The following is a 22,772-nucleotide window of genomic DNA, read 5'->3' as shown; positions in this document are numbered from 1 at the left end:
AGAAGCAAAAAGCCTCCTTCAAGTCCGTTGAAGAAGGCTTTGAAAAGATGACAGTAAGCGCATTGTCATCTAAGAAGTCACGATCTGTTTATCTACTCATCATCTAATGGGAGCAGCTTTGTACTTCCTCCATGAATTTTTTCACGTCGCCTCTGTATTAATGCGTAAAATCCCGGGATCAAGAATGTTCCAACCAGCAACACACACAGTAAACCGCCGATCAATGAGACGCCTAATGAGTTTTGGCTTACATGCCCTGCCCCTGAAGCAAATAGCAGCGGCGTAATACCTAATATAAACGACCACGATGTCATGTTTACGGCGCGAAAACGTAGCTTACCACCAGAAACCGCAGCCTCATCGAGTGGGATTTCTTTCTCTTCACGTTCCACTTTAGCAAACTCCACAATCAGTATTGCGTTTTTGGCGGCTAACGCAATCAACAGAACTAACCCTATTTGCGCGTAAAGGTTGAGTGGCATTCCTGCGATCGTCAACGCTAAGAATGAACCGAGTGTTGCAACGGGCACCACCAGTATGATCGCGAGAGGAATACTCCAACTTTCATATTGAGCCACCATAAACAGGTAAATGAAGATTAAGGCCAAGGCAAAAGCATAAATCGCCTGATTTCCCGCTTGTACCTCTTGGTATGCCATGCCAGTCCACTCAAACTGATAACCTTGCGGCAGGATATCAGCCGAGACGCGCTCCATTGCAGCAATGGCATCACCACTGGAATATCCCTCCGCGGCTTGGCCTTGAATAATTGCGCTGCGATACATGTTGTAGCGCCACGCGACATCGGGTTCGAAAACCTGTTCATACGAAACAAGAGTACTAAGTGGAATCATATCACCAGACGACGAACGTACATGAAACAGAGCAAGATCTTCTATCCCACTACGGTGCTCACTATCGGCTTGCATCGTTACACGAAAGTTCTTACCGAACATCGTAAAATCATTCACATAAAGTGAACCTAAATTACCCTGCAACGTTTGAAATACTGATGCCAACGGAATGCCAAGTTGCTGAGCTTTCTCGCGATCAATATCAACATAGTAGTGTGGGACATTGGCACGAAAAGTACTGAAGGTATAGGCGATCTCAGGTTGCTTATTCGCTTCCTGAATCACGTCATTCATTAGAATCGCTAAGTCCGTTCTGCTACGCCCTAAAGAATCTTCAAGTACATATTCAAACCCTGAAGCAGCGCCCATGCCAGGAACAGCAGGAGGCCCCATCGCAAACACTATCGCTTGTGGTAATTCGGCAGCAGCACGACCGTTGATCCTAGCAGCGATGGCATTGGCTGACTGCTCACCGTCCATTGCATTACGCTCGTCCCACGGCTTTAACTTGATAAATAGAGAGGCTCCATTCGATGCCGCAGCGCCTGTCATAAAGGCATAGCCGTTAGCGACCGTAATTCCGTCGATAGCGGGTTCCTGCTCAATCATTTCCATCAATTGCGCACTGGTCTCTTCCGTTCGAGATAAAGATGCGGCATCCGGTAGCTGCACATTAACCAACAAAATCCCTTTATCTTCTTGTGGAACAAATGCCGTTGATGTGGTTTTCGCTAAGTAAGTCACCGCCCCTAAAGCAAAAACGAAGAAGGTAGCCAGTAAAAATACTTTCTTGACTAAGAAACTCGCCCCTCGTCCATAGCGTTCCGTCACTTTGTCTAAACCACGGTTGAATGCTTTAAACCAACTCGCGGTATTACCACCACCTTGTTTAAGAACTAATGAGCACAAAGCAGGAGACAGCGTTAGTGCATTAATCGATGAGATCACAACCGATATACAGATAGTGAGAGCGAACTGGCGATACATAATACCTGTAATACCCGGAAGCATAGCGACAGGTAAGAATACTGCGAGCAAAACTAAGGTAGAGGTGACAATTGGCCCCGTCACCTCCTTCATCGCGATCAGCGTTGCTTTTCGTGGTGAGAGGCTTGGATCCTTTGCCATCGTCGTGTCGACATTCTCAATAACCAAGATGGCATCATCTACGACAATACCAATGGCTAAGATAAGCCCGAAAAGGGTCACGGTATTGATAGTAAAACCGGCCAACACCATAATCGCGAATGTGCCAATTAATGAAACCGGAATGGCAACCACAGGGATGAGTGTGGCGCGCGCACTTCCCAAGAACAGGTAAGTAACGGCGATAACCAATAGTATTGCTTCAATAAGCGTTTTCAGTACCCCCTTAATCGACTCTTCCACGAATAACGTCGTGTCATAACTTGTTTCATAGGCCATGCCTTCAGGGAAATTACCACTGAGGCCATCAAGCAGATCCATAACGGCTTGTCCGCTCTCTAAGGCATTGGCATCCGACTGCAACGATAGCGTGACAATAGAGGCATCTTGACCACGGAATTGACCGCTTCCATCATAGAATTTTTTACCAAGCTCAACGCGAGCCACATCCTTTAAGTAGACAGTCTCACCATCACTTTGAGCCCGTAATACCACCTCTTCAAACTCGCTTACCGATTCAAGTCTTCCTTTTGTCACTAGGTTAAATTGCACTTCTTGCGGATTGTTATAAGGTGCAGCACCAATACGGCCGGTTGCAACCTGTACATTTTGCTCCGCAAGCGCAGCGTAAACATCGGAGGTCGTCAGCTTCAAGTTGGCCATTTTTTCAGGGTCAAGCCACACTCGCATGGCGTATTCACCGCCACCTATCACATTAACTTCACTGATCCCTTTAACACGTGCCAGTTGATCTTTCACATTCAAGTTAATGTAATTGATCAGAAATTTATCGTCATACTCACCATTCGGAGAGTAGAAGTTCAATACCATGAGAAGATCTGGTGAGCGTTTTTTGACAGTAACACCAACCATTCGAACATCTTGAGGTAGCTTAGATTCAATTTGAGAGACACGGTTTTGAACATTGACTTGCGCCATGTCTGGATCGGTCCCTACATCAAACGTGACGTTAAGGGAATAAGAACCATCATTGGCGCTTTTTGAAGACATATACAGCATATCTTCCACACCATTCACCGAAGTCTCGATTGGATCGGCAATAGCTTGCTCTACCACTTCTGCACTTGCACCGGTGTAATAGGCATTCACGCTCACAGATGGAGGGCTAATTTTAGGGTACTCCGCCACTGGAAGTACCGTGAGCGCAATCATCCCAGCAAGCGTGAGTATAATGGAGATAACCAGCGCAAATTTAGGACGCTGAATAAAGAAACGACTTAGCATAGACTTCTCCTTTATTTCACGTCAGTTGTTGCTGATTGTTGTTCCAAACGGACTGGCATCCCATTGCGGACGCGTTGCAAGCCTTGAGTGATCACGCGCTCACTGTCTGCGATACCGCTACGGAGGATGATCCCCTCTTCGACTTGTTTACCTAACTCAACATTACGACGTTCCGCTACATTGCCTTCCGTCACGATCATCACGAAGTTGCCTTCTAGATCGGTCTGCACTGATCGGCGAGGAACAACAAAAGCTTTATCGACCTGCTTCTGGCGTAACTCAACACGGACATGTTGCCCTGGGAGCAATCGCTGGTCAGGATTATCGACAACAGCTCGCATCGCGATCGTACCCGTATTGAGGTTGATACGGTTGCCTAAGTAATCAAGTTTGCCTAAATGCTCAAAAACATCACCTGTCTCTAAAATGACTTGCACTTCGACATTCTGAGATTCACCTGAGCCATCCCCTTGAATTTGATCAATCCCTAGCGCGATGCGTTCGCGTTCACTCATACTAAAACGAGTGTGAATAGGATCTAAACTAACCAAGGTGGTGAGCACGCCGGAAGAGGGAGAAACGAGATCGCCTTTGCTCACATTTGTATCACTGATTCGGCCTGAAAATGGTGCTGCGATTTGAGTATGAGAGAGATTTACTTCAGAGAGATTTAATTGTGCTGTTGCGGATTCAACACTAGCTTCAGCACCAAGTAAATTGGCCGTTAATGCATCGAATTCAGATTGAGAAATACTGCCTTTAGGTAGTAAGTTTTTTCCACGTTCAAAATCCAACTGTGCTTTTTTAAGAAGCGCATTGGCTTGCGCAACCGCAGCTTTTGCAATCGCGACTTGAGCTTCAAACGAGGAAGGTTCGATGGAGTAAAGCAGTTGGCCTTTTTCGACCATTTCACCTTCGACAAAATGGCGCTCTTTAAGATACCCAGATACTTGGGCTGTGATCGCCGTATCTTCAACTGCCTCAACGCGTCCAACGTAGCGTTTGCTTTGTTGGTGAGCAATGACATTTACATCCTGTACAGTCACTAAGGGTAAAGGTGCTTGTTGATTTGATGTGGTAGCTTCACCACAACCAACAAGTACTAAAGAGCTAATAATGGATGTAAGTAATAACTTCTTTCGCATTGATAAACCATAATATTGAATTAACAGAAAGTCGTTAAACCTTATCAATATCAAGTGTTTCAATGTCCGAAGATTATCAAATCCTACGGCGCATTTGTTTCAAACTGTGTACTGCGATATGAATCATTTGCGTTGATTCATCACCTCTATTTATGCTTCATTAATAGGGAACCTAATCGCATAAGCTTCCATAAAATCTTGACGGATATGTTGCTCTAAATGAGACGCTCTTTCTGTCGGACAGAAAATCATGAAATGAATCAATTGCTCACCCGTAGAGGAACTGGTGACATGAATATGAGGCTCAGAACCAGGTAAATCAACGCCTGCATGTTTCTCAATCACAGCATTATACCGACGAGCGACATCGATGAAGTCTTCACAATGTTCTTCAATTTTCGAAATCAATTCAGGAAACATTGGATACACATTCACAAAATCTCGCACCGTAATATTGAAGTTATGATAAACATAACGCTTCATGAAATTGAGATTCTTTACCGGGTAAGTAAAAAACATACTATTAGGCAATGTCGCCGTTTTTCCGGTGTAATGATATTGGCCGTGGTGAAGATCGATTTCCTGAATAACGGTTGCCATCATATTATGTTCGATAACTTCACCACAAAGCTTACCAACTTCGATCCAATCTCCAATCCGAAAAGAGCGAGAACTCGCGCGTTGAATTGAACCCGTAAAACACAAAATGATCTCTTTTGAGGCAACCACGATAGCCACCGCAATGGCAGTCACAGATAGTGCAAACTCATTAATTTCAAATCGCCATAATGCAAAGAGAGCAAAAATAGTTAAGGCAAATGACCAATTCTTAGTTCGTGACATCCAGTTGCGTTGCTCTTCCGAAAGAAATGCAACATCCCCACGAATACGTGACAGTGTTATTCGTCTGATGAGAGCAATAATGGCTATGATTAACAAACTGGTGAGAGTTTTGTAAGTAAGAAGAAAATCAATTACCAACGACACTTTGTCCATGTTCTACACCTTTGACGCTTTTCATTATTTGGGAATATCACGACTAGCTTCCCATAATCGACGATTATCAGCCACTTTATTTTGATTATTTACTGAAATTTATAAACTAATTCAAAAGTTTGCAGATACAAAAAAGGCAACTTAAAAAGCTGCCTTTACGATTTGATGCTTAGCGAGAGTTAGTTACTTGTAGTTTAGTGCCGTTTTCTCAACTAATTTAACGATAACTTTCACAGAAAGCTCCATACCTTGAACGGTAATGAACTCATGAATACCGTGGAAGTTGTAACCGCCAGTGAAAATATTCGGACATGGTAAACCCATAAATGATAAACGCGCACCATCAGTACCACCACGAATTGGTTTAATCATTGGTTCAACGTCACATTCAATCATAGCTTGCTTTGCCAATTCAATGACATGTGGATGTGGTTCTACCATTTCACGCATATTGAAGTAGCAATCTTTCATTTGAACTTCAATACGATCATGACCAAGCGTTTCGTTCAGTTCAGCGGCTTTTTGCAGCATGAACGCTTTGCGGTTCTCTAAACCATCACGGTCAAAGTCACGAATAATGTAGTTTAGTTCTGTACGTGCAACGTTCATCGAACCTGAACCAAGGTGGTAGAAACCCTCGTAGCCTTCTGTTGTTTCAGGCGTTTCATCTGCAGGCATCATCGCTTGGAATTTAGCCGCAATATTCATCGCATTAACAAGTTTACCTTTTGCAGTACCAGGGTGAACACTTACGCCGTGGCAAACAACCGTTGCATTGGTCGCATTGAAGTTTTCAAATTCCAACTCACCAACGGGGCCACCATCAATCGTGTACGCCCACTGAGCACCAAACTTCTCAACGTTAAACAGATCAGCACCACGGCCAATCTCTTCATCTGGAGTGAAACCAATGCAAATCTCACCGTGTGGGATCTCTGGGTTCGCAACAAGTGTTGCCATCGCGGTTAGGATTTCTGCAATCCCAGCTTTGTTATCTCCACCAAGTAGAGTTGTACCATCAGTAGTAATAATGCTGTGGCCATGAAGCTTATGGAGATCTGGGTATTGAATTGGTGAAAGAACTTCATCACCTTTACCTAGAGCAATATCACCGCCACGGTAATCATCGATAATTTGTGGTTTAACATTGGCACCAGAAGCGTCAGGCGCGGTATCCATATGCGCAACAAAACCAATCGCAGGTACTTCATAATCAACGTTTGACGGTAATTTGGCCATCAAGTAACCATGTTCATCTAGGCTAACATCACTCAAGCCCATCTCGATCATTTCAGCTTTCAACTGTTCAGCCAGTACCAACTGACCCGGAGAACTTGGGCAAGTTGCATCAGACGGGTTAGATTGAGTATCAAAAGTTACATAACGGATAAAGCGATCAACAAGATTATTCATATTAAATTCTCAAAGCTTAAAAGCGGAAACGACTGCCATCAGGGCAGAAAGATAACCACTAGCAAAAGAGTTAACTAAGCCAGTGCAGTTAGATGCGCTAAATAGTACGCGGAATTGGATAAGATAAATTGCGGTGAATCAGTTTTTTTTAAGAAAGAACTGTTTTCTAAAGATAATGAGATATACAACAGGATCGAATAAAAAACGCTCATGCGAACCAATGGTTACAGGGCATGAGCGAGTTATATAGTAGATTAGTTCAATATAAGAATTACAGTAAAATGAACATACCTGCTAGGCAAGCACTCATTAGGTTAGCTAATGTACCGGCAACTACCGCTTTTAAACCTAAGTTTGCCACTTCTGAACGGCGCTCAGGTGCAATCACGCCGATTGAACCAAGTTGAATCGCAATAGAACCGATGTTAGCAAAGCCACATAACGCGAATGTAATGATCACTTGGCTGTGTTCTGAAAGTAGTGCTTTGTTCTCAACAAAATCAATGAATGCCACAAACTCGTTCATTACCACTTTCTGACCAATATAAGAGCCCGCTGCTAATACTTCATGGCTTGGGATACCAATCAACCATGCTAATGGCGAGAAAATGTAGCCAAAAATTGCTTGTAGCGTGATGCCCGTGAAGCCAAATAACTCACCTAAGCTTTCTAGCCCAGTATTGACCATCGCGATAACACTCACAAAAGCAATCAGCATAGTGCCCACCGCTACCGCGACTTTCATGCCACTCATTGCACCGCTTGCTAATGCATCAATCACATTGCTTTGGTCCGCTTTATCCATCTCAATATCAGATTGGTTACAAGGAGTATCACGCTCAGGAACAATGATTTTCGCCATCATTAAGCTACCTGGAGCCGCCATAAAGCTTGCGGCAATGAGGTACTTAAGCTCAACGCCTAGCCCTGCATAACCCCCTAAAACACTACCCGCAACGGAAGCCATACCACCAGCCATCACGGCAAATAGCTCTGAACGCGTCATTTTTGATAGAAATGGACGGATAAGCAGTGGAGATTCACCTTGAGATAGAAAGATATTACCAGTAGCGACTAATGACTCAGCTTTACTCGTACCAAGAAATTTCTGAATCGCGCCACCAATCACTTCAATCACTTTTTGCATGATTCCAAGGTAGTAGAGCGCAGAAATAAGAGCACTAAAAAAGATGATGATTGGTAGAACACGAATCGCAAAAATGAACCCGCTGTTCGCCAGATCCCCAAATAGGAATGCAATACCAACATCAGCAAATCCAAGCAGGCTAGATACACCACTACTTAAACTGGTAAGCGCCGCTTGTCCCCAAGGAAAATAAAGAACAAGTGCAGCAAAACTTACTTGAAGTAATAACGCACGCGAAACCGTTTTCCAGTTAATCGCCTGGCGGCTTTCAGATAGTAGATACGCGCAAGCCATTAGTCCGACGATGCCGACTAAGCTAAATAAAATGTTCATTATATTGTCCTATTAAAGAGTGGAAATAAAAGCGGCACCAAAAGAATTGGCAAAAAAGGTATAGGACTGTGATTCGCCCGAGCAATTTGCAGCGAATGAATGAAGGAACAAGTTGTTCATATTGTAGATCACCTTATACAAGCATTAAAAATAGCTGGTCCGGTCCTTGAGGTCGTTCACTGTTCCATGTGACGGCTTGTATTGGCTAAGCATCGGCTTAAAACCGGGAGAGGATTATAACGAACAAAACGAGATATTCATCACATTTTCACACGCAAACGTTCAACCGTTTATTTTGCGTACAAAGCGACGAAAGATTGATTCAAAGGCAAAGAGATTCAGCAAGCTATCAAAACCAAGAAAGCAACAACTCACCCATAAAACCAACAAGAGGTTTATTTTTAATCAGCGCCTCATCCCTAAAAAATGACAAGCTCATCCCTTAAAAATTTTTAATAGGAGGATGATCACACTTTAGATATACGCCACTATCTAAGCATGCATAAACACTAGGATCTAAAAATGGTTATCAACAAATACTATGTTTTTATTGCTCAAGAACTAAATGAGTCAGAGAAACAGGAACAACAATCCCTAACGGAGCAAGAATTGCACCGCCAAGAATTATTGAAAAATGCACAACAGCAAGGTGGGCTATAAGCTTATTCTAGTCGCAGTCAACGATCTCAATTGTTGGAGCAGGGTCTTCAGCATCCAAAACGATAGATCGCCTATAACTTATATAACAGCGACTATTATCTGTATTACTACTCGCTGTTATTTTTACTTCATTTTCCGCCCCCACAACTCCAACACCATAGAGGAGCCAGTCTTCCTCTCCAGGAATTGCACTTAAGCCAGTCACTAAATTAGACAAGGTTGCAAAATTAGCTTTGGGATACCCATAATCAAATTCACAAAAGGTCGTTAAATCTCCTGGGTCTGAACCGCAGTCAGGCAGCATTGCAATAATATCAGCCTTATACTTACCCCCTTCTTTGTACCCGTTGACACTGGCTTCATTTTCCAAACCAGCAATGGCGAACTTTCCATATGTAATTCCAAGAGCACCTTCAAGCGAACCTTTCATACCTTCCAAAGCGGCTTGCTTGGCATCACTCTGTAGATTCAAAAATTTTGGAGCGGCAGTCACCGCTAAAATACCCAAAATAACGATAACCACAACTAGCTCAATTAAAGTAAAACCTTTGTTTTTCAATATATTCACCTATATTCATTCACGTAATCGTGACTATTTATAGTGCTCAAACGACTTATAACGCTTAAACTATTCTGCACATTCAACACAATAGCTGTCATTGTACTTTATTTTACTGTTCAAAATCCACACTCATTCTGCATCATTGTTCTCCAACATTCGGCAATATCGCTCACCTAGCGCAGTCAGATCGTTAAAGTCAGATACACGTACAGCAAACTTTTAATCGCAATTACCCTCACGTTTAGTAAAGTAGGGTTTAATTTCACTGTAGGCTAGAAATTTAGGTGCTCATGGATTTCACGGTAAGAACCGCGACACAAGATGATTATGAATTTACATTTTCTCTCAAAAAATTGGCTGAGGTAGATGCTATTACTGCGATTTTTGGCTGGGATGAAGAGTTACAACGCGAATTACACCTTATCGAGTGGCACCAAGGGCTTCCGGAACTTATTTACGTTGACGGGGAACCGGTTGGCAGCTACATGTTGGTCGAAAACAATGAGATTTGGCATTTTTCACGTTTTTTCCTACTACCCAATTTTCATGGGAAAGGGATAGGAAGCAAAATTTTACAACAAGTGAGCGACACTCTCGATTCGTATCAACAACCTTGCAAACTCTGTTACTTACAGGGAAGCCGAGTACAGACACTCTACCCTCGCTTTGGCTTTGTTAAATGCAGTGAAGATGATCAGTTTGTCTATATGATCCGTTATCCAACGAAATAACCCTACGAAAGAGTCAGTAAAACGAATGATGATGCTACATAAGTAATGACACTACATAGGCAATGGAATTAAATAAGCGAAGTCGGATCAAACAAAATATTTAAATGGTTTATTTGGACTCGATATCGAAAAACAAAATGGGCCTCATGCAGTTAAAGCGTGAGGCCCATTTTTTATTGAAACGAACTTAATATCCTAAGCCCAATTCAACTACAGTATTTTTCTATAAATCAGTTATTTAAGCAAGCGAGCTCTAAATTGGCGGCCTTTCATTTTTCCGGCTTCAATTTTTTTCAGCGCCTGTTTCGCCACAGAACGATCAACAGCAACGTATGCACGAATAGCAAGTAGGTTGATTTTACCTACCATTTTGCCATCAATACCACCTTGACTAGTTAGCGCGCCCAGAATATCCCCTGCGCGTACTTTCTGCTTCTTCCCGCCATCAATTTGAATGGTGACCATCTTAGCTTGGTAAGGCTGTGCCGCTGGTTTTGCAGGTAATGTCACTGGCTCAATTGGCATGTCCATGTATTCATCAATCTGCATGACACGATGCATCTCTTTTTCGCTAAAGAAGCTGCATGCGATACCTTTACTTCCTGCGCGGCCTGTACGACCAATACGGTGAACATGGACTTCAGGATCACGAGATAATTCAAAGTTGAATACAGCATCAAGGTTATCAACATCAAGACCACGAGCAGCAACATCTGTAGCAACAAGAATGGAAACACTCTTGTTAGCAAACTGTACCAATGCTTGATCTCGTTCGCGTTGCTCTAAATCCCCATGCAATTCAATAACACTGAATCCACGATGATGCAGCTCATCCGCTACGTTTTGTACTTCTTTTTTGGTATTACAGAATACCACTGATGATTCTGGTTGATGGTGCAATAAAAGTAATTCAAGCGCATTGTCACGAGCTTCACTGCCTTCCATTTTATAGAAGAACTGCTGAATACTTGAATGATCGTGAGTCGATTCTACTTTCACCATCTCAGCTTGCTTCGTAATACGATCAGCAACTTTTTTGATTTCTGCAGGGAATGTTGCACTGAAAAGTAACGTTTGACGATCTTTTGGTGCTTCACTGATAATTGCATCCAGTGAATCTTGGAAACCCATATCCATCATACGATCCGCTTCATCAAGAACCAGTGTATTTAGTTCTGACAAATCGATACGTCCACGATCCATATGGTCAAGAATACGACCAGGTGTACCCACTAAAATATGAGCGCCGTGTTCCAATGAACCAATTTGTGGTCCCATTGGCATACCGCCACATAAAGTCAGCACTTTAATATTATGAATAGTACGAGCAATAGTTCGGATCTCTTTTGCTACTTGATCCGCCAACTCACGGGTTGGACAAAGCACTAACGTTTGAACTCGAAAGCGTTTCACATTCAGGTTAGACAGTAATCCCAGAGCGAATGCTGCTGTTTTTCCTGAACCTGTTTTACCTTGACCGATTACATCCTTGCCAGCCAAAATCGTTGGTAAACTCAACGCTTGAATCGGTGTCATTTGTGTATAACCAAGAGAATCAAGGTTTGTTAATAGCTCTGGTTGAAGACCCAAAGTGGAAAAAGATGTATTGCTCAAAGTAAGCGACCTTTCGTTAAACGTAATTTAGCTGTGTATTATCGTTATTTGACGCTGCGATACTAGTGTTATTTAGAATAATCTCGATGAGATAAAAAAACCGACGCTCATGCATCGGTCTATTTGGATTAAAGCCGGAAATATCTAAGGCACACCGTGGCCTTTTGAAGCGACCCAAATTCGATACCACTGTTCACGCGTCATCTCTAATTTAAGTGCTTCAACCGCTGCTTTTACACGCTCGATTTTACCTGAACCAATGATAGGCAATGGTTTTGAAGGTAGGCGACGAACCCAAGCGTAGATGACTTGATCAATACTCGCAGCACCAAGCTCTACTCGAATCGCATCCAACTCATCTCGTACACGTTTCGCCTGCTCAGTTTCGCCACTGAATAATTCACCACCCGCTAAACATGACCAAGCCATCGGGCGAACTCGGTTCATTTGCAATTGATCCAACGTTCCATCATCAACCACATCAAAATTAAGGGGATTGATTTCAACTTGATTGGTGACAAGCGATTTTCCTAAGCGTGATTGCAATAACTCAAATTGACGAGGGCTAAAATTCGACACACCGAAATGCTTAACCTTACCGACTTTATATAACTCAGCGAAAACATCAGCGACTTCATCAGCATCCATTAATGCATCTGGGCGATGTATCAACAGTGCGTCAATATCATCCACTCCTAAACGCTCAAGTGAATTATTTACCGACTGATGAATATGAGCGGCGCTAGTATCGTAATGATTGATTTTACGATCTGGACTCTTCGCCCCACATAAGTTGATATCACATTTAGTGACGATTTGGATTTGTTCTCTAAGAGCAGGCTCTAAAGCCAAGGCTTCACCAAATAATTTTTCGCACTCGTAGTTACCATAAATATCGGCGTGATCAACCGTCGTGATGCCAAGAACAATGTGCTGTTTCAAAAAATTAAGACGTTGCTTTGATGTCATTTGCCAGTCAGCCGTTCGCCAATAGCCTTGAATCATCTCTGACAATTCTGGTCCTTGTGGCGCAATGGATACTTTAACAACCATCGGTTCTCTCCTATATAATGTCTGTTGCTACCGTAAACTTGTTTCGGGCAATCTTCAATCAATTAACACATATAGAGTTGCTGGCTCGCAATCAACGTCCATTATATGGTACACCACCCAAAAATTAACTAACCCTAAACGAATTCACTAAAATCTATAAAGCGATCCTTCCCTCTATCTATTATATACTTCTCTGCATGAACCCATTTTTAGAACCACATTTGATGACTTTGGAGAACAAATGTCAGTGACCAGCCAGCTATCCCTATTTCGAGACGTTGTACAACAAGGTTCATTTTCCAAAGCGGCAGCTCTACACGACATGGACAACTCTTCACTTTCAAAGCAAATAAAGAAATTAGAGGTGGCGCTAGGCGTTCAACTCATTAACCGTTCCACACGATCATTTTCATTGACCTCTGCGGGTGAGGACATTCTTCAACAAACCCATATTCTGCTTGATACGCTTGACCAAATTCATAACATTGCAGACTCTTATCATGCAGAGCCTAAAGGTATCTTACGCATCACTTCTGGGATTTTCTTTGGACAACAGTATCTTCAACCTGTGATATCAACGTTCATGAAGCGCTACCCTGATGTGAAAATCCTCTTATCACTTGATGACAAAAAATCAGACATCATCGCGGATCATTTTGATCTAGCTTTTCGAATTGGGAAGCTCACAGAGTCCAATTTAATCGCAAAAAAAATAGCGAATACCAACTTCGCTCTCGTTGCGTCTGAACAGTTTATTGAACAATACGGGATGCCTACGACACCTGAAGAGTTGATTAAATTGCCTGCTGTTATCTATAGCAATGGTGATGTGAACTTAGATCATCTTCGAATGAGTGAAGAGCCACATGGTGAGGTGATGAAAAGCTACAAAATGCAGGGTAATTATAAAGTCAGCGATGTGAGAACCATGATAAGTGCAGTAAAAGATGGACTTGGTTACAGCCAAATTGATCTGTTTAACCTCGAGTGCCCAATCAAACATTCGCAACTAAAACCCTTGCTAACCAACTATACGATTTCCAACATGGATACAGGGATCTACGCCATCTACCCTCATCGAAAACAGACCTTATTGGTTAAAGCTTTTATCGATGCCGTTCTTGATTACATTGGAACACCACCCTTTTGGGAAGAGCATATCCCAAACTATAAAAACCTCTATAAATAGCCTAAACCGTTCGCTAGCAGATACAAAAAAGGCTAGGAATTAAACCTAGCCTCTCAATCTCGATTCTATATCACTTACAATACAGTGATCACATCTTCTGTTGCCAGACGCGCTTTTGGTAAGCCGTGGTTATAATCTTCACCATCTTTATGGTAACCAATCGCTAATGCAAAATCACAAGCATAACCTTTAAGTTCTTCTTTAAAGATATCACCAATCATTTCAGGATCAACGCCTTCCATCGGAGTAGAATCAATACCCAAACGAGCTAAAACATGCAGCGTATTTCCTAGCGCGATATAAGTCTGTTTTTGAGTCCAGTAGCCATTGAAGCCAGTGTCGTCAGTGTTTGACTCTGCAAATGCAAACGCGCCATTCAGCATGGTATCGAACATGTCAGCAGGTAAGTGTCCTGATGTCACTTCAGCATCCACCACTTTCTTGTAATCATCTTTCGTAAAGTACGGGTTGTGAGCAAATAGAATGACATGCGAAGCTTCTTTTGCGTGTGGCTGATTAAATTGATGCTTGTTTGCAAAAGTATCGTGAAAGCGCTGTTTGGCTTCATCACTCTCAAGCACAATAAACTTCCAAGGCTGTGAGTTAATTGAAGATGCAGATAAGCGAATCGCTTCTTTCAGTACGTCCATGTCTTCCGCTGAAATACGCTTAGTCGAGTCATATTTCTTTGCAGTGTAACGATTATTTAGATCTTTGATGATTTGATGCGACATGTGACTCTCCGACTCTATTTGTTCACAAAATGGTACCCATACGGTATCCAGAAAAGTGCATCACACAATAAAACTCAATGAATTAATCTACCTAATTTCATAACGTTACTTACGGTGTAATGCCAACGAGGGAGATAGTAATGGGAACTCACACTAAATAAAAGGTTATTAGCACCCAATCATTATGGACAAATTAATCCACAATAAAAGCAGCCGACAATCAACCACCTTCATCTTAAGATCAAAAGCTCTAATTTCCGTCAAACTCACGAAGCTCTATGCGAATGCGGCTGCTATCACTAGCCATAATGACAGTTTTGGATTGAGAAAGAGACTCAGATTTATGTCGCCACACCAATATTCGTGGTACTGAAAGAGGCTGGCTATTTAAAAAAGTAATTAGCTTTTTATCAACAGCATCAGGGGATGATTGCAACAGTTTTTTTTCTACATCAAAAAATGAATTTCCAATTTTGATACTGATTAACCCATAGCCATCTTTACGTAAATTAAGCTGAAGATCTGAATATACTAAAGGGCTAAACGCGCTGTTTAACACCAGTTTATCGAAGCGGTTTTCAACGAAAAAAATCTCAGCAGTCACTTCCGTCTTGTAATACCTGACCACATCACTGCAAAATTTTTCATTCTCCTTCTCTAAACCACAATCAAACAGCGTGTTGTCATATTTGATAGACTCTAACGCCAATGAACCATCAGCAGAACTAAGAGCTTCACGTAACCACGATGGATCCGCCGCGTAAGATGGCAGAACAAAAAAGCAAGAAACACCGAATATTAGAGTGGATAAACGCATAGGAAATAACGCCGATTGAGAAGTCATTTTAGGGTATCTACTCTGATGCGGAAAAACAATCTCGTTTGTACCGCCCGTATACTCTCAATTGTATTTTCTCGATGTGTTTATTGATAAATATTCAGCAAACTATAATTCATAAACCTATAATCCATCAACTTATCGCATAGCAGCCGAATTCATTCTCTATCCTCTACGCCTTTTACGATAAAACTGTGATCACCTTCAGATCTCAAGGCGTAGTTTATGGGAATGATGTCGATTGATTTTTCTTCTTTTATCATAAGGATAGATCACTAACTTCAATGGATTGCCGATGAAACAGCCACTGTTTAACCTCAATACCTTCACCGCGACGATGTTTTCGACCAAAGCCATCGCCACTGCTTATACTCTAGGGCTCACTTTAGTGGCTGCAAACGCATTTGCGGCACCAACAATTACCATTTCCACCACAACGAATAGCCGTGACTTCCCACTTGATCCACAGAATGCGTTGGTTGTCCCTCTTACCAAAGATTCATATACGCTTAATATCAGCGGTGTGGAGGGTAACTGTTCTGCACCTGAAACCCAAAAAGTGAAATTTAACCGACCACTTCAATTGCAGTGCGGTGCGCCAACCGAGTTACCATTAAAAATTCGTTTCACTGGCGATTACTCGTTCGCATATGATGAGCAGCAACATTCACTGACATTTAAGCGCGAACCTAAAAAGTCGACTAAGAAAGAGTTCAAGCGCCCTATCCCAAATGTCACTTGTGATGCTTTCAGTGACAGCTTAGATAGCGATGGGTTGGTTACCGTTAACCTTGGTGATAGCTATCCAGAAGGCACCGTTCTTACTGAAGCTTTTAGCCAGCAAAAAGTGGTCGTAAAAGATCAAGCCGTACAATTTAAGCCTGCAGCAAACAGTGGCAATCTGGCTTTATTCGAACCAGCAGAGAAGCAGAAAAAACCGCAAAATTTGGACTACCGAAATGCCAATATCTATTTTGTAATGGTGGATCGTTTCAACAATGCCGATAGCAGTAACGATCAAAGTTACGGACGAAGAAAAGATGGCAAAGACGAAGTCGGCACATTCCATGGAGGCGATTTAAAAGGCGTTATCGAAAAGCTTGATTACATTCAAAGCCTTGGTACAGACGCGATTTGGTTATCTCCAATTGTAGAGCAAGTGCATGGGTTTGTTGGTGGTGGCGACAGTGGATCTTTCCCATTCTATGCGTACCACGGATATTGGACTCGTGATTTCACCAAGATTGATGAGAATTTCGGTAACGACAACGATTTACAAACTCTAGTTCAAGAGGCGCATAAACGTGGCATTAAGGTGCTGCTAGATGCCGTTATCAATCACTCAGGCTACTCCACTTTAGCTGACTTACAGTTTGATGGCGTTAATGTTCAAACTCAACCAAACTCACTACCGACCAAATGGGCAGATTGGACACCTAAAAGCGGTGAAAACTGGCACGATTACCATAAGAACATCGATTATAAGAGCCCTAATTGGAGCCAATGGTGGGGTGGCGACTGGGTTCGTTCAGGGCTGCCTGGTTATACCGCTCCAGGTTCAAGTGACATCACTATGTCTCTCGCAGGGCTTCCTGACTTTATCACTGAATCCGATAAAGCAGTAACACCTCCACAATGGTTGCTGAATAACCCAGGCACGCGTGTAGAGAAACGAGATAACTACTCTGTTGCTGATTACTTAATTGAGTGGCAAACCGATTGGGTTAAGCGCTTTGGTATCGATGGCTATCGTGTTGACACCGTAAAACACGTAGAAGGCGACGTGTGGAAACGCTTGAAAAAAGAGGCAAGCTCAAGCTTAGAAACGTGGCGCAAAGCGAACGACAAATCAGGACAACCTTTCTGGATGATGGGCGAAGTTTGGGGGCATACTGCTTACCGTAGCCCATATTTTGATGATGGGTTCGACGCACTGATCAACTTCGATATGCAGAAAAAATTAGACAAAGGCGCGGCCTGCTTTAGTCAAATGCAATCAACCTATCAAGATTACGCAAACACGATCCAAGAAGAGGCAGACTTTAACCCTGTAAGCTACATGTCTTCACACGATACCGAGCTATTTTTCAGCCGTTTCAAATCTTATGACATGCAACGCAACGCAGCGAATGCCCTACTTCTGAGCCCAGGAGCAATACAGGTTTATTACGGCGATGAAGTGGGTCGAAATACTGGTCCTTATGCAGATGACTTCCACCAAGGTACACGTTCTGACATGGTTTGGAAAAGAGACAATAACCAAGATACGCTATTGAAACACTGGCAAACCCTTGGCCAATTCCGTCAAGCTCACCCTGCAATTGGCGCTGGCGTCCATCAAGAGATCAAACAGAACAATGGTTATGCCTTCTCGCGCACCTTAGGTGAAGACAAAGTCATTGTTGCGTATTTTGGGCGAGATAAATCTTAACCGAAAGCCTAGTGAAAACGATGATTTTCAATAATATATGTTTCAATCGGATGCTCTTTATCTTCTTACAAATAGAGCTTAACCGTCCGTAAGAACCCTTTGAAATGCAGCGTATAATACGCTGCATTTTTTTATTTCAATTTCCTTGAATTCTAATTTTTCAACTTTAATTACTGGCATATGCCAATAACTAGGCGTATTGTTACCTCAACAAATACTTTAAATCCATCTCTTCTCGAGAACGGATCATTCAGGAGGTTTCTATGATCTACGCCGTACCTTGCAACAACGCGACTATCGCTGGGCACTATTCGAAAGCAAACCAATTCTTAATTGTTGATGACAATAAGACACAGTCATTTTTCATTGATAACCCCGCTGTTTCTGTTGGCGGTTGCCAAGGAAAAAAACAGCTTGTTGAACAGTTGATCAAGCACCACGTCGATACGGTTGTCATCCGAAATATAGGCGAGCGTTTGCTAACAAAGTTATTCAACCACAATATTTCAGTATATAAAGCGAGCCGAAATTCTGAGCTTATGTCTGTCCATCCATCACAACTTGAAATCGTGACAGATTTGAGTGCAGCACGTCCGTCGATAAATCATAAAAAAAAGGGATGTCATTCAGAAAAAACAAGAGATGTGAACAGTCACTCTAAGAAGCTATCTCCTCAAACCATTAAGTCTTTGCGTCAAGTTCTGGGGCTTCATTCGCAGGAAAGTGAACAATGATGGTCTATGTCGCGACATTTCTGGTTTTTCTGATCACCATTATTCTCATGGCTATTGGTGTGCTCTTCCATCGGAGGAGTATTCAAGGAAGTTGTGGCGGATTAAATCAGGTCGATATTGAACGGGTATGTAATTGTGAAACGACTTGTGAGGAGCACTCTCGCGTTCTATACAAAATACAAGAACCTAGCACAACAAAAATGCCGAGTGAATCGTAACCAGTATTGCGCTTAATACTGCTACAGCTCTTGTTCTTGTTCTTGTTCTTGCAACATTAGCGCCTTACCTTCAACGATACTCAGGGCTATTTTTCCACGGGCTCTCTTAATGATGTTACCGAAAGTTTGACGAGAGACGCCCATTTGATCGGCTGATTCTTGCTGGTTCGCCCCAACAACATCCGCTAAACGAATAGCTTCAAACTCTTCAGCCAACAACACGATCTGTTGAAGATCTTTCATTGGCACCCCGTTGGGCTTGAAACAACTGTGAGCAGGCGTGCTGCATATGCGTCGAGATATTTTAGGTCTAGCCATGGGAACTCCTACAATTCAGGCTAGCTAACATAAATGACTCAAGCTCATCTGCCAAGCCTAATCATTAAAAAGGAAAATATTATGTTAATACAACGACCTGAAAACCACCAATCGTGCGTGATTTGTGGTGAGAAAAAATCGGACCGTGAACTGGGACTCACCTTTATTGTGGAAGACGAAGGTGTTGTCAGCACAACATTTACCCCCACTCGTGTCGTTCAAGGTTACCAAGGAGTCATGCATGGCGGCATGATCTGTTCACTTTTAGACTCAGCAATGACCAACTGTCTATTTTCGTTAGGCGTTCATGCCATGACAGCCGATCTTAATGTGCGCTTCATTCACCCTGTTCCACTCGATCAACCGATTACCATTCTGGGTGAGTTCATCCAACAGAGGAGAGGGATATATCAACTATCAAGCAGTTTGACACATCTAGGCGTAAAACTTGCCACGGCTACGGCTAAATTTGTGGTTCCAAAATCTTAATCACAGAATCTAAAAAGTCAGCTTTGCGCAACAACCTCTGGTTACATTATTAGATAGTTCAAAAGTCCAGCCATAGCTATCACATAAGCGTTTTACAATAAGAAGACCTAAGCCATGTTCCGTTTCTAGCTTATCTGTTAAACCGCTACCCGAATCAATAACTTGGATACAGTGAGAATCAATCAAAAGAGAGATTTCACCTTGCTGAGTAAAACGGATGGCATTGTTGAGCAGGTTTTTTAATATCATATTGAGAACAACGGGAGGCATATTCAATTGGCAATTTGGTTCAATTTCGCTGCTGAATACAACACCAGCCTCCATCTTATTACTGTACTTTCCAAGCTGAAGGTCAGACTCTTGTACAAGGTGGAGATCAGTCGCATTACGCACATTTTCCTGTTTCACTATGCTCAAGAGCACTTCAACCGTCGCCTGCATATTATTCGCCGCGACAAGAATTCTCTCGCGTTGCTTAGCTTGAAAATCGGGATCATCTTTCATTGCTTGAAGGTTTGCCGCCCCTAGCACCACGGCAATAGGTGTTTTCAACTCATGGCTCGCATATTTGGCAAACATCATCTCTTGCTTAGCAAGTCGTTCCTTCATCTGCTTATAATCATTCAGGTGTGAGGTTAACTGTTGAATTTCATCGATTGAATGCCTTGTAACCTTAAAGTCATCCTGACTGTTGTTTGATAATTGTTCACTTAATTCCGAAACAGGAGACATTAAACCATCGAAAACTCGACGTAATGCAAAACGTAAGAACAGGATCAGAAAACACATTAAGCCGAAAGAGCTCAGCATCAACACTTCCCACCCGTCATCACCAAAATCAATTGCACGATTACCTACAACCAAATAGAGCGGAACCGTATTGCCTTGGTTATCTAAAAATGATGAATAAAAAACTAAAAAACCGTCATCATCATACATTCGGAGTTGCGTTACACTATTGTTTGCAAGTGGGAGCAATTCTGTGATTTCAGAATCCAAATCAACGTCACTATAATAAGCTTGTATATAGGGTCCTAAACTAGCGGTATCACCTTTTACTAGCGAGTAATGATCTTTTGCTATTTGCTCAAAAGAACGAAGATATAGTTCTAACTGTGTATTTTCATTGAAAATCAGATAGAGAGAAAAAGAAAAAAAGACAAAAAATGATGTTGATAGCGCTAAGACTGAGAAAATAAAAATCAGTCGTTTTTTTACATCTTCAATCGAATTGCCTAATGATTGGTTAAACAATATTTCTCGTAATTTTCTCATCTACGCTTCTAACCTAAAGCCAAATTTTGGCACAGTGATTAGCATAGGTTTTTCAAATGGCTTATCCAACACATTTCTTAATAGATAAATATGGCTTCGTAGTACATCCTTGTCTGGTACATCATCTCCCCATATTTCATGTATAAGCACATCGCGAGAAACCACATCCGGAGCTGCTTTCACAAATTTCACCAATAGCTGATACATCACAGGAGTAACAACAAGCACCTGGCCTTCACGAGTAACTGTATGTGAATTTTGATCAATTTTTAAACCCCCATACTGAATCAAAGAGCTAGCAACCTCACCTCTGTACCGCTTGATTAATGCAGTTAGGCGTACTTCTAATTCAGGGAAGTTAAATGGTTTAGTGACAAAATCATCCACCCCATGTTCAAAACCTTTTAATAAATCATCTCGTCCATTCAGTGCCGTTAACATCAGTACTGGCGTGGTACAGCCTAATTGACGCAACTCTTTTGCGACCTGCATACCATCTTTCTTGGGCATCATAACATCGAGAATAATTGCGTCGAATTCATGCTCTAATGCGAGAGTTAAACCGAGTTCACCATTATCGGCAAAATCTACTTGTGCACCTTTTACTTCTAAAAAATCGGCCAAAATACCTTGAAGCTCTTCATTATCTTCAACCACAAGTATCTGTTTATTCTCTAACATCTTGCATTTCCAACTATGACTATTGTTACTACAGTCTATCAATTTATTGTCGAAATAATGTCGAAATCAATCATTTATTAACCACAAAATCATTTCGACAAATTCTCGACATATACTTTCACACAATGGTGCCATCAGATTATAGGATCACCATTATGAAAATTTCTTTATTTACTCCACGATACCTCGCATTGTGCCTATCGAGCGCACTTTTCTCTCAACATGTATTAGCTATCGACCTAATTGGACATACCAAAAGTAAGCAACCACTTAATGTCGTGTCTGAAATCAGTGGCAAAATTGAAACCGCCAATATTGAAATTGGTGAAGAAGTCATTCGCGGTAAGACTATCGCCAATATCAAAGCTCAAGACTTTGCTTTAGAAGTCAGAAAACAGACCGCCAACCTTGAGCTAGCGAAAGCTGATTTAACGATCAAAACGTCGGTCTATGAACGCTATAAAGAACTGCGTCAGAAAAAAAGCTTATCTCAAAATGAACTTGATATTGCACAAGCCGATTACCAAAGTGCAAAAGCAAAGGTATCACTGGCAGAAATTGAGCTAATAAAAGCAGAACTCGATCTTAAAAACACCCAAATCAATACTTCTATTAACGGCTACGTGGTTAATCGCGCGGTTGAGAATGGCACTTGGGTAAGCCAAGGCGATCTGCTTTATCAAATAGTCAACATTGACACTTTAAATGTTCGTTTGCTTGCCAGTGAGTTCGATATTGCAGAACTGAGTATCGGGCAACCTATCGAGCTTTGGTCAGAGTCTAATCCACAATCAAAAATTCAGTCCGTAATCAAACGTATTGGTGTGGAGATCGATCCTCAGCAATTTGCTTATCCGGTAGAAGTCGAAATTGATAATTTTCAACATCAGTTTAAACCAGGAATGTCCATTCATGCTACGACAACGGTCACTCCTATTTCCCAAACTCAATCTGAATAGGCCCAAC

The 22,772-nt window shown here is 42.0% G+C and carries 21 protein-coding genes; 8 read left to right on the top strand and 13 right to left on the bottom strand.

Annotation, left to right across the window (positions count from 1 at the left end):
• Window positions 1-92: 92 nt before the first annotated feature.
• The 5 genes from OCV39_RS17700 to OCV39_RS17680 all read right to left on the bottom strand — a co-directional run bounded on the left by OCV39_RS17700 (window position 93) and on the right by OCV39_RS17680 (window position 8,279).
• Window positions 93-3,245, bottom strand: a complete 3,153-nt coding sequence (locus tag OCV39_RS17700; RefSeq protein WP_261889561.1) for an efflux RND transporter permease subunit — start codon at window positions 3,243-3,245, stop codon at window positions 93-95.
• An 11-nt stretch (window positions 3,246-3,256) separates the two neighbouring features.
• Window positions 3,257-4,390: an efflux RND transporter periplasmic adaptor subunit gene (locus OCV39_RS17695; protein ID WP_113800186.1), complete on the bottom strand. Its 1,134-nt coding sequence runs from the start codon at window positions 4,388-4,390 to the stop codon at window positions 3,257-3,259.
• Window positions 4,391-4,540: 150 nt separating this feature from the next.
• Window positions 4,541-5,386: a mechanosensitive ion channel family protein gene (locus OCV39_RS17690; RefSeq protein ID WP_017054395.1), complete on the bottom strand. Its 846-nt coding sequence runs from the start codon at window positions 5,384-5,386 to the stop codon at window positions 4,541-4,543.
• A 183-nt stretch (window positions 5,387-5,569) separates the two neighbouring features.
• On the bottom strand, window positions 5,570-6,799 hold the full coding sequence (gene pepT, locus OCV39_RS17685) for a peptidase T (protein WP_017054396.1): 1,230 nt from the start codon (window positions 6,797-6,799) through the stop codon (window positions 5,570-5,572).
• 271 nt (window positions 6,800-7,070) lie between these two features.
• Window positions 7,071-8,279, bottom strand: a complete 1,209-nt coding sequence (locus OCV39_RS17680) for a NupC/NupG family nucleoside CNT transporter (protein ID WP_136995195.1) — start codon at window positions 8,277-8,279, stop codon at window positions 7,071-7,073.
• Between the two features lie 522 nt (window positions 8,280-8,801).
• Between OCV39_RS17680 and OCV39_RS17675 the strand changes: the two genes are divergently transcribed.
• Window positions 8,802-8,939: a hypothetical protein gene (locus OCV39_RS17675; protein WP_170961645.1), complete on the top strand. Its 138-nt coding sequence runs from the start codon at window positions 8,802-8,804 to the stop codon at window positions 8,937-8,939.
• Between the two features lie 7 nt (window positions 8,940-8,946).
• Here OCV39_RS17675 and OCV39_RS21135 read toward each other — a convergent pair whose 3' ends face one another.
• Complete coding sequence (locus OCV39_RS21135; RefSeq protein WP_113800224.1) at window positions 8,947-9,501, bottom strand: type II secretion system protein; 555 nt, start codon at window positions 9,499-9,501, stop codon at window positions 8,947-8,949.
• 290 nt (window positions 9,502-9,791) lie between these two features.
• Between OCV39_RS21135 and OCV39_RS17665 the strand changes: the two genes are divergently transcribed.
• Complete coding sequence (locus OCV39_RS17665) at window positions 9,792-10,232, top strand: GNAT family N-acetyltransferase (RefSeq protein ID WP_261889560.1); 441 nt, start codon at window positions 9,792-9,794, stop codon at window positions 10,230-10,232.
• Between the two features lie 234 nt (window positions 10,233-10,466).
• Here OCV39_RS17665 and dbpA read toward each other — a convergent pair whose 3' ends face one another.
• Window positions 10,467-11,846: an ATP-dependent RNA helicase DbpA gene (gene dbpA / locus OCV39_RS17660; protein WP_029203549.1), complete on the bottom strand. Its 1,380-nt coding sequence runs from the start codon at window positions 11,844-11,846 to the stop codon at window positions 10,467-10,469.
• 144 nt (window positions 11,847-11,990) lie between these two features.
• A complete protein-coding gene (locus OCV39_RS17655; protein WP_261889559.1) occupies window positions 11,991-12,899 on the bottom strand; it encodes an aldo/keto reductase in 909 nt (302 codons plus the stop codon).
• A gap of 241 nt (window positions 12,900-13,140) precedes the next feature.
• Between OCV39_RS17655 and OCV39_RS17650 the strand changes: the two genes are divergently transcribed.
• On the top strand, window positions 13,141-14,088 hold the full coding sequence (locus OCV39_RS17650) for a LysR family transcriptional regulator (protein ID WP_017054403.1): 948 nt from the start codon (window positions 13,141-13,143) through the stop codon (window positions 14,086-14,088).
• 74 nt (window positions 14,089-14,162) lie between these two features.
• Here the strand turns inward: OCV39_RS17650 and OCV39_RS17645 are convergent, their stop codons facing one another.
• A complete protein-coding gene (locus OCV39_RS17645) occupies window positions 14,163-14,822 on the bottom strand; it encodes an NAD(P)H-dependent oxidoreductase (RefSeq protein WP_017054404.1) in 660 nt (219 codons plus the stop codon).
• Between the two features lie 250 nt (window positions 14,823-15,072).
• On the bottom strand, window positions 15,073-15,666 hold the full coding sequence (locus tag OCV39_RS17640) for a hypothetical protein (protein ID WP_261889558.1): 594 nt from the start codon (window positions 15,664-15,666) through the stop codon (window positions 15,073-15,075).
• Window positions 15,667-15,997: 331 nt separating this feature from the next.
• Here OCV39_RS17640 and OCV39_RS17635 point away from each other — a divergent pair, with 331 nt between their 5' ends.
• From OCV39_RS17635 to nqrM, 3 genes are all read left to right on the top strand, one after another.
• Window positions 15,998-18,091, top strand: a complete 2,094-nt coding sequence (locus OCV39_RS17635) for an alpha-amylase (protein WP_261890137.1) — start codon at window positions 15,998-16,000, stop codon at window positions 18,089-18,091.
• 263 nt (window positions 18,092-18,354) lie between these two features.
• A complete protein-coding gene (locus OCV39_RS17630; protein WP_113800180.1) occupies window positions 18,355-18,825 on the top strand; it encodes a NifB/NifX family molybdenum-iron cluster-binding protein in 471 nt (156 codons plus the stop codon).
• Window positions 18,825-19,043 (top strand): (Na+)-NQR maturation NqrM, encoded by a 219-nt coding sequence (gene nqrM / locus OCV39_RS17625; protein WP_113800220.1) that lies wholly within the window; start codon window positions 18,825-18,827, stop codon window positions 19,041-19,043. The genes OCV39_RS17630 and nqrM overlap by 1 nt, the downstream gene beginning before the upstream one ends.
• 21 nt (window positions 19,044-19,064) lie before the next feature.
• On the opposite strand, the gene OCV39_RS17620 is transcribed toward nqrM, so the two are convergent.
• Window positions 19,065-19,361, bottom strand: a complete 297-nt coding sequence (locus OCV39_RS17620) for a DUF134 domain-containing protein (RefSeq protein WP_113800178.1) — start codon at window positions 19,359-19,361, stop codon at window positions 19,065-19,067.
• A gap of 81 nt (window positions 19,362-19,442) precedes the next feature.
• Here OCV39_RS17620 and OCV39_RS17615 point away from each other — a divergent pair, with 81 nt between their 5' ends.
• Window positions 19,443-19,850: a PaaI family thioesterase gene (locus OCV39_RS17615; protein WP_171755780.1), complete on the top strand. Its 408-nt coding sequence runs from the start codon at window positions 19,443-19,445 to the stop codon at window positions 19,848-19,850.
• Window positions 19,851-19,859: 9 nt separating this feature from the next.
• On the opposite strand, the gene OCV39_RS17610 is transcribed toward OCV39_RS17615, so the two are convergent.
• A complete protein-coding gene (locus tag OCV39_RS17610; protein WP_261889557.1) occupies window positions 19,860-21,125 on the bottom strand; it encodes a sensor histidine kinase in 1,266 nt (421 codons plus the stop codon).
• Window positions 21,126-21,806 (bottom strand): response regulator transcription factor, encoded by a 681-nt coding sequence (locus OCV39_RS17605; RefSeq protein WP_261889556.1) that lies wholly within the window; start codon window positions 21,804-21,806, stop codon window positions 21,126-21,128.
• A gap of 155 nt (window positions 21,807-21,961) precedes the next feature.
• Between OCV39_RS17605 and OCV39_RS17600 the strand changes: the two genes are divergently transcribed.
• Window positions 21,962-22,765, top strand: a complete 804-nt coding sequence (locus OCV39_RS17600) for an efflux RND transporter periplasmic adaptor subunit (protein ID WP_261889555.1) — start codon at window positions 21,962-21,964, stop codon at window positions 22,763-22,765.
• Window positions 22,766-22,772: the final 7 nt, after the last annotated feature.

It is taken from the genome of Vibrio cortegadensis, from assembly GCF_024347395.1.
GTDB classification, from domain to species: domain Bacteria; phylum Pseudomonadota; class Gammaproteobacteria; order Enterobacterales; family Vibrionaceae; genus Vibrio; species Vibrio cortegadensis.
The sequence above is the reverse complement of the archived record's forward strand: the minus strand, read 5'-3'. Positions and strand labels throughout refer to the sequence as shown.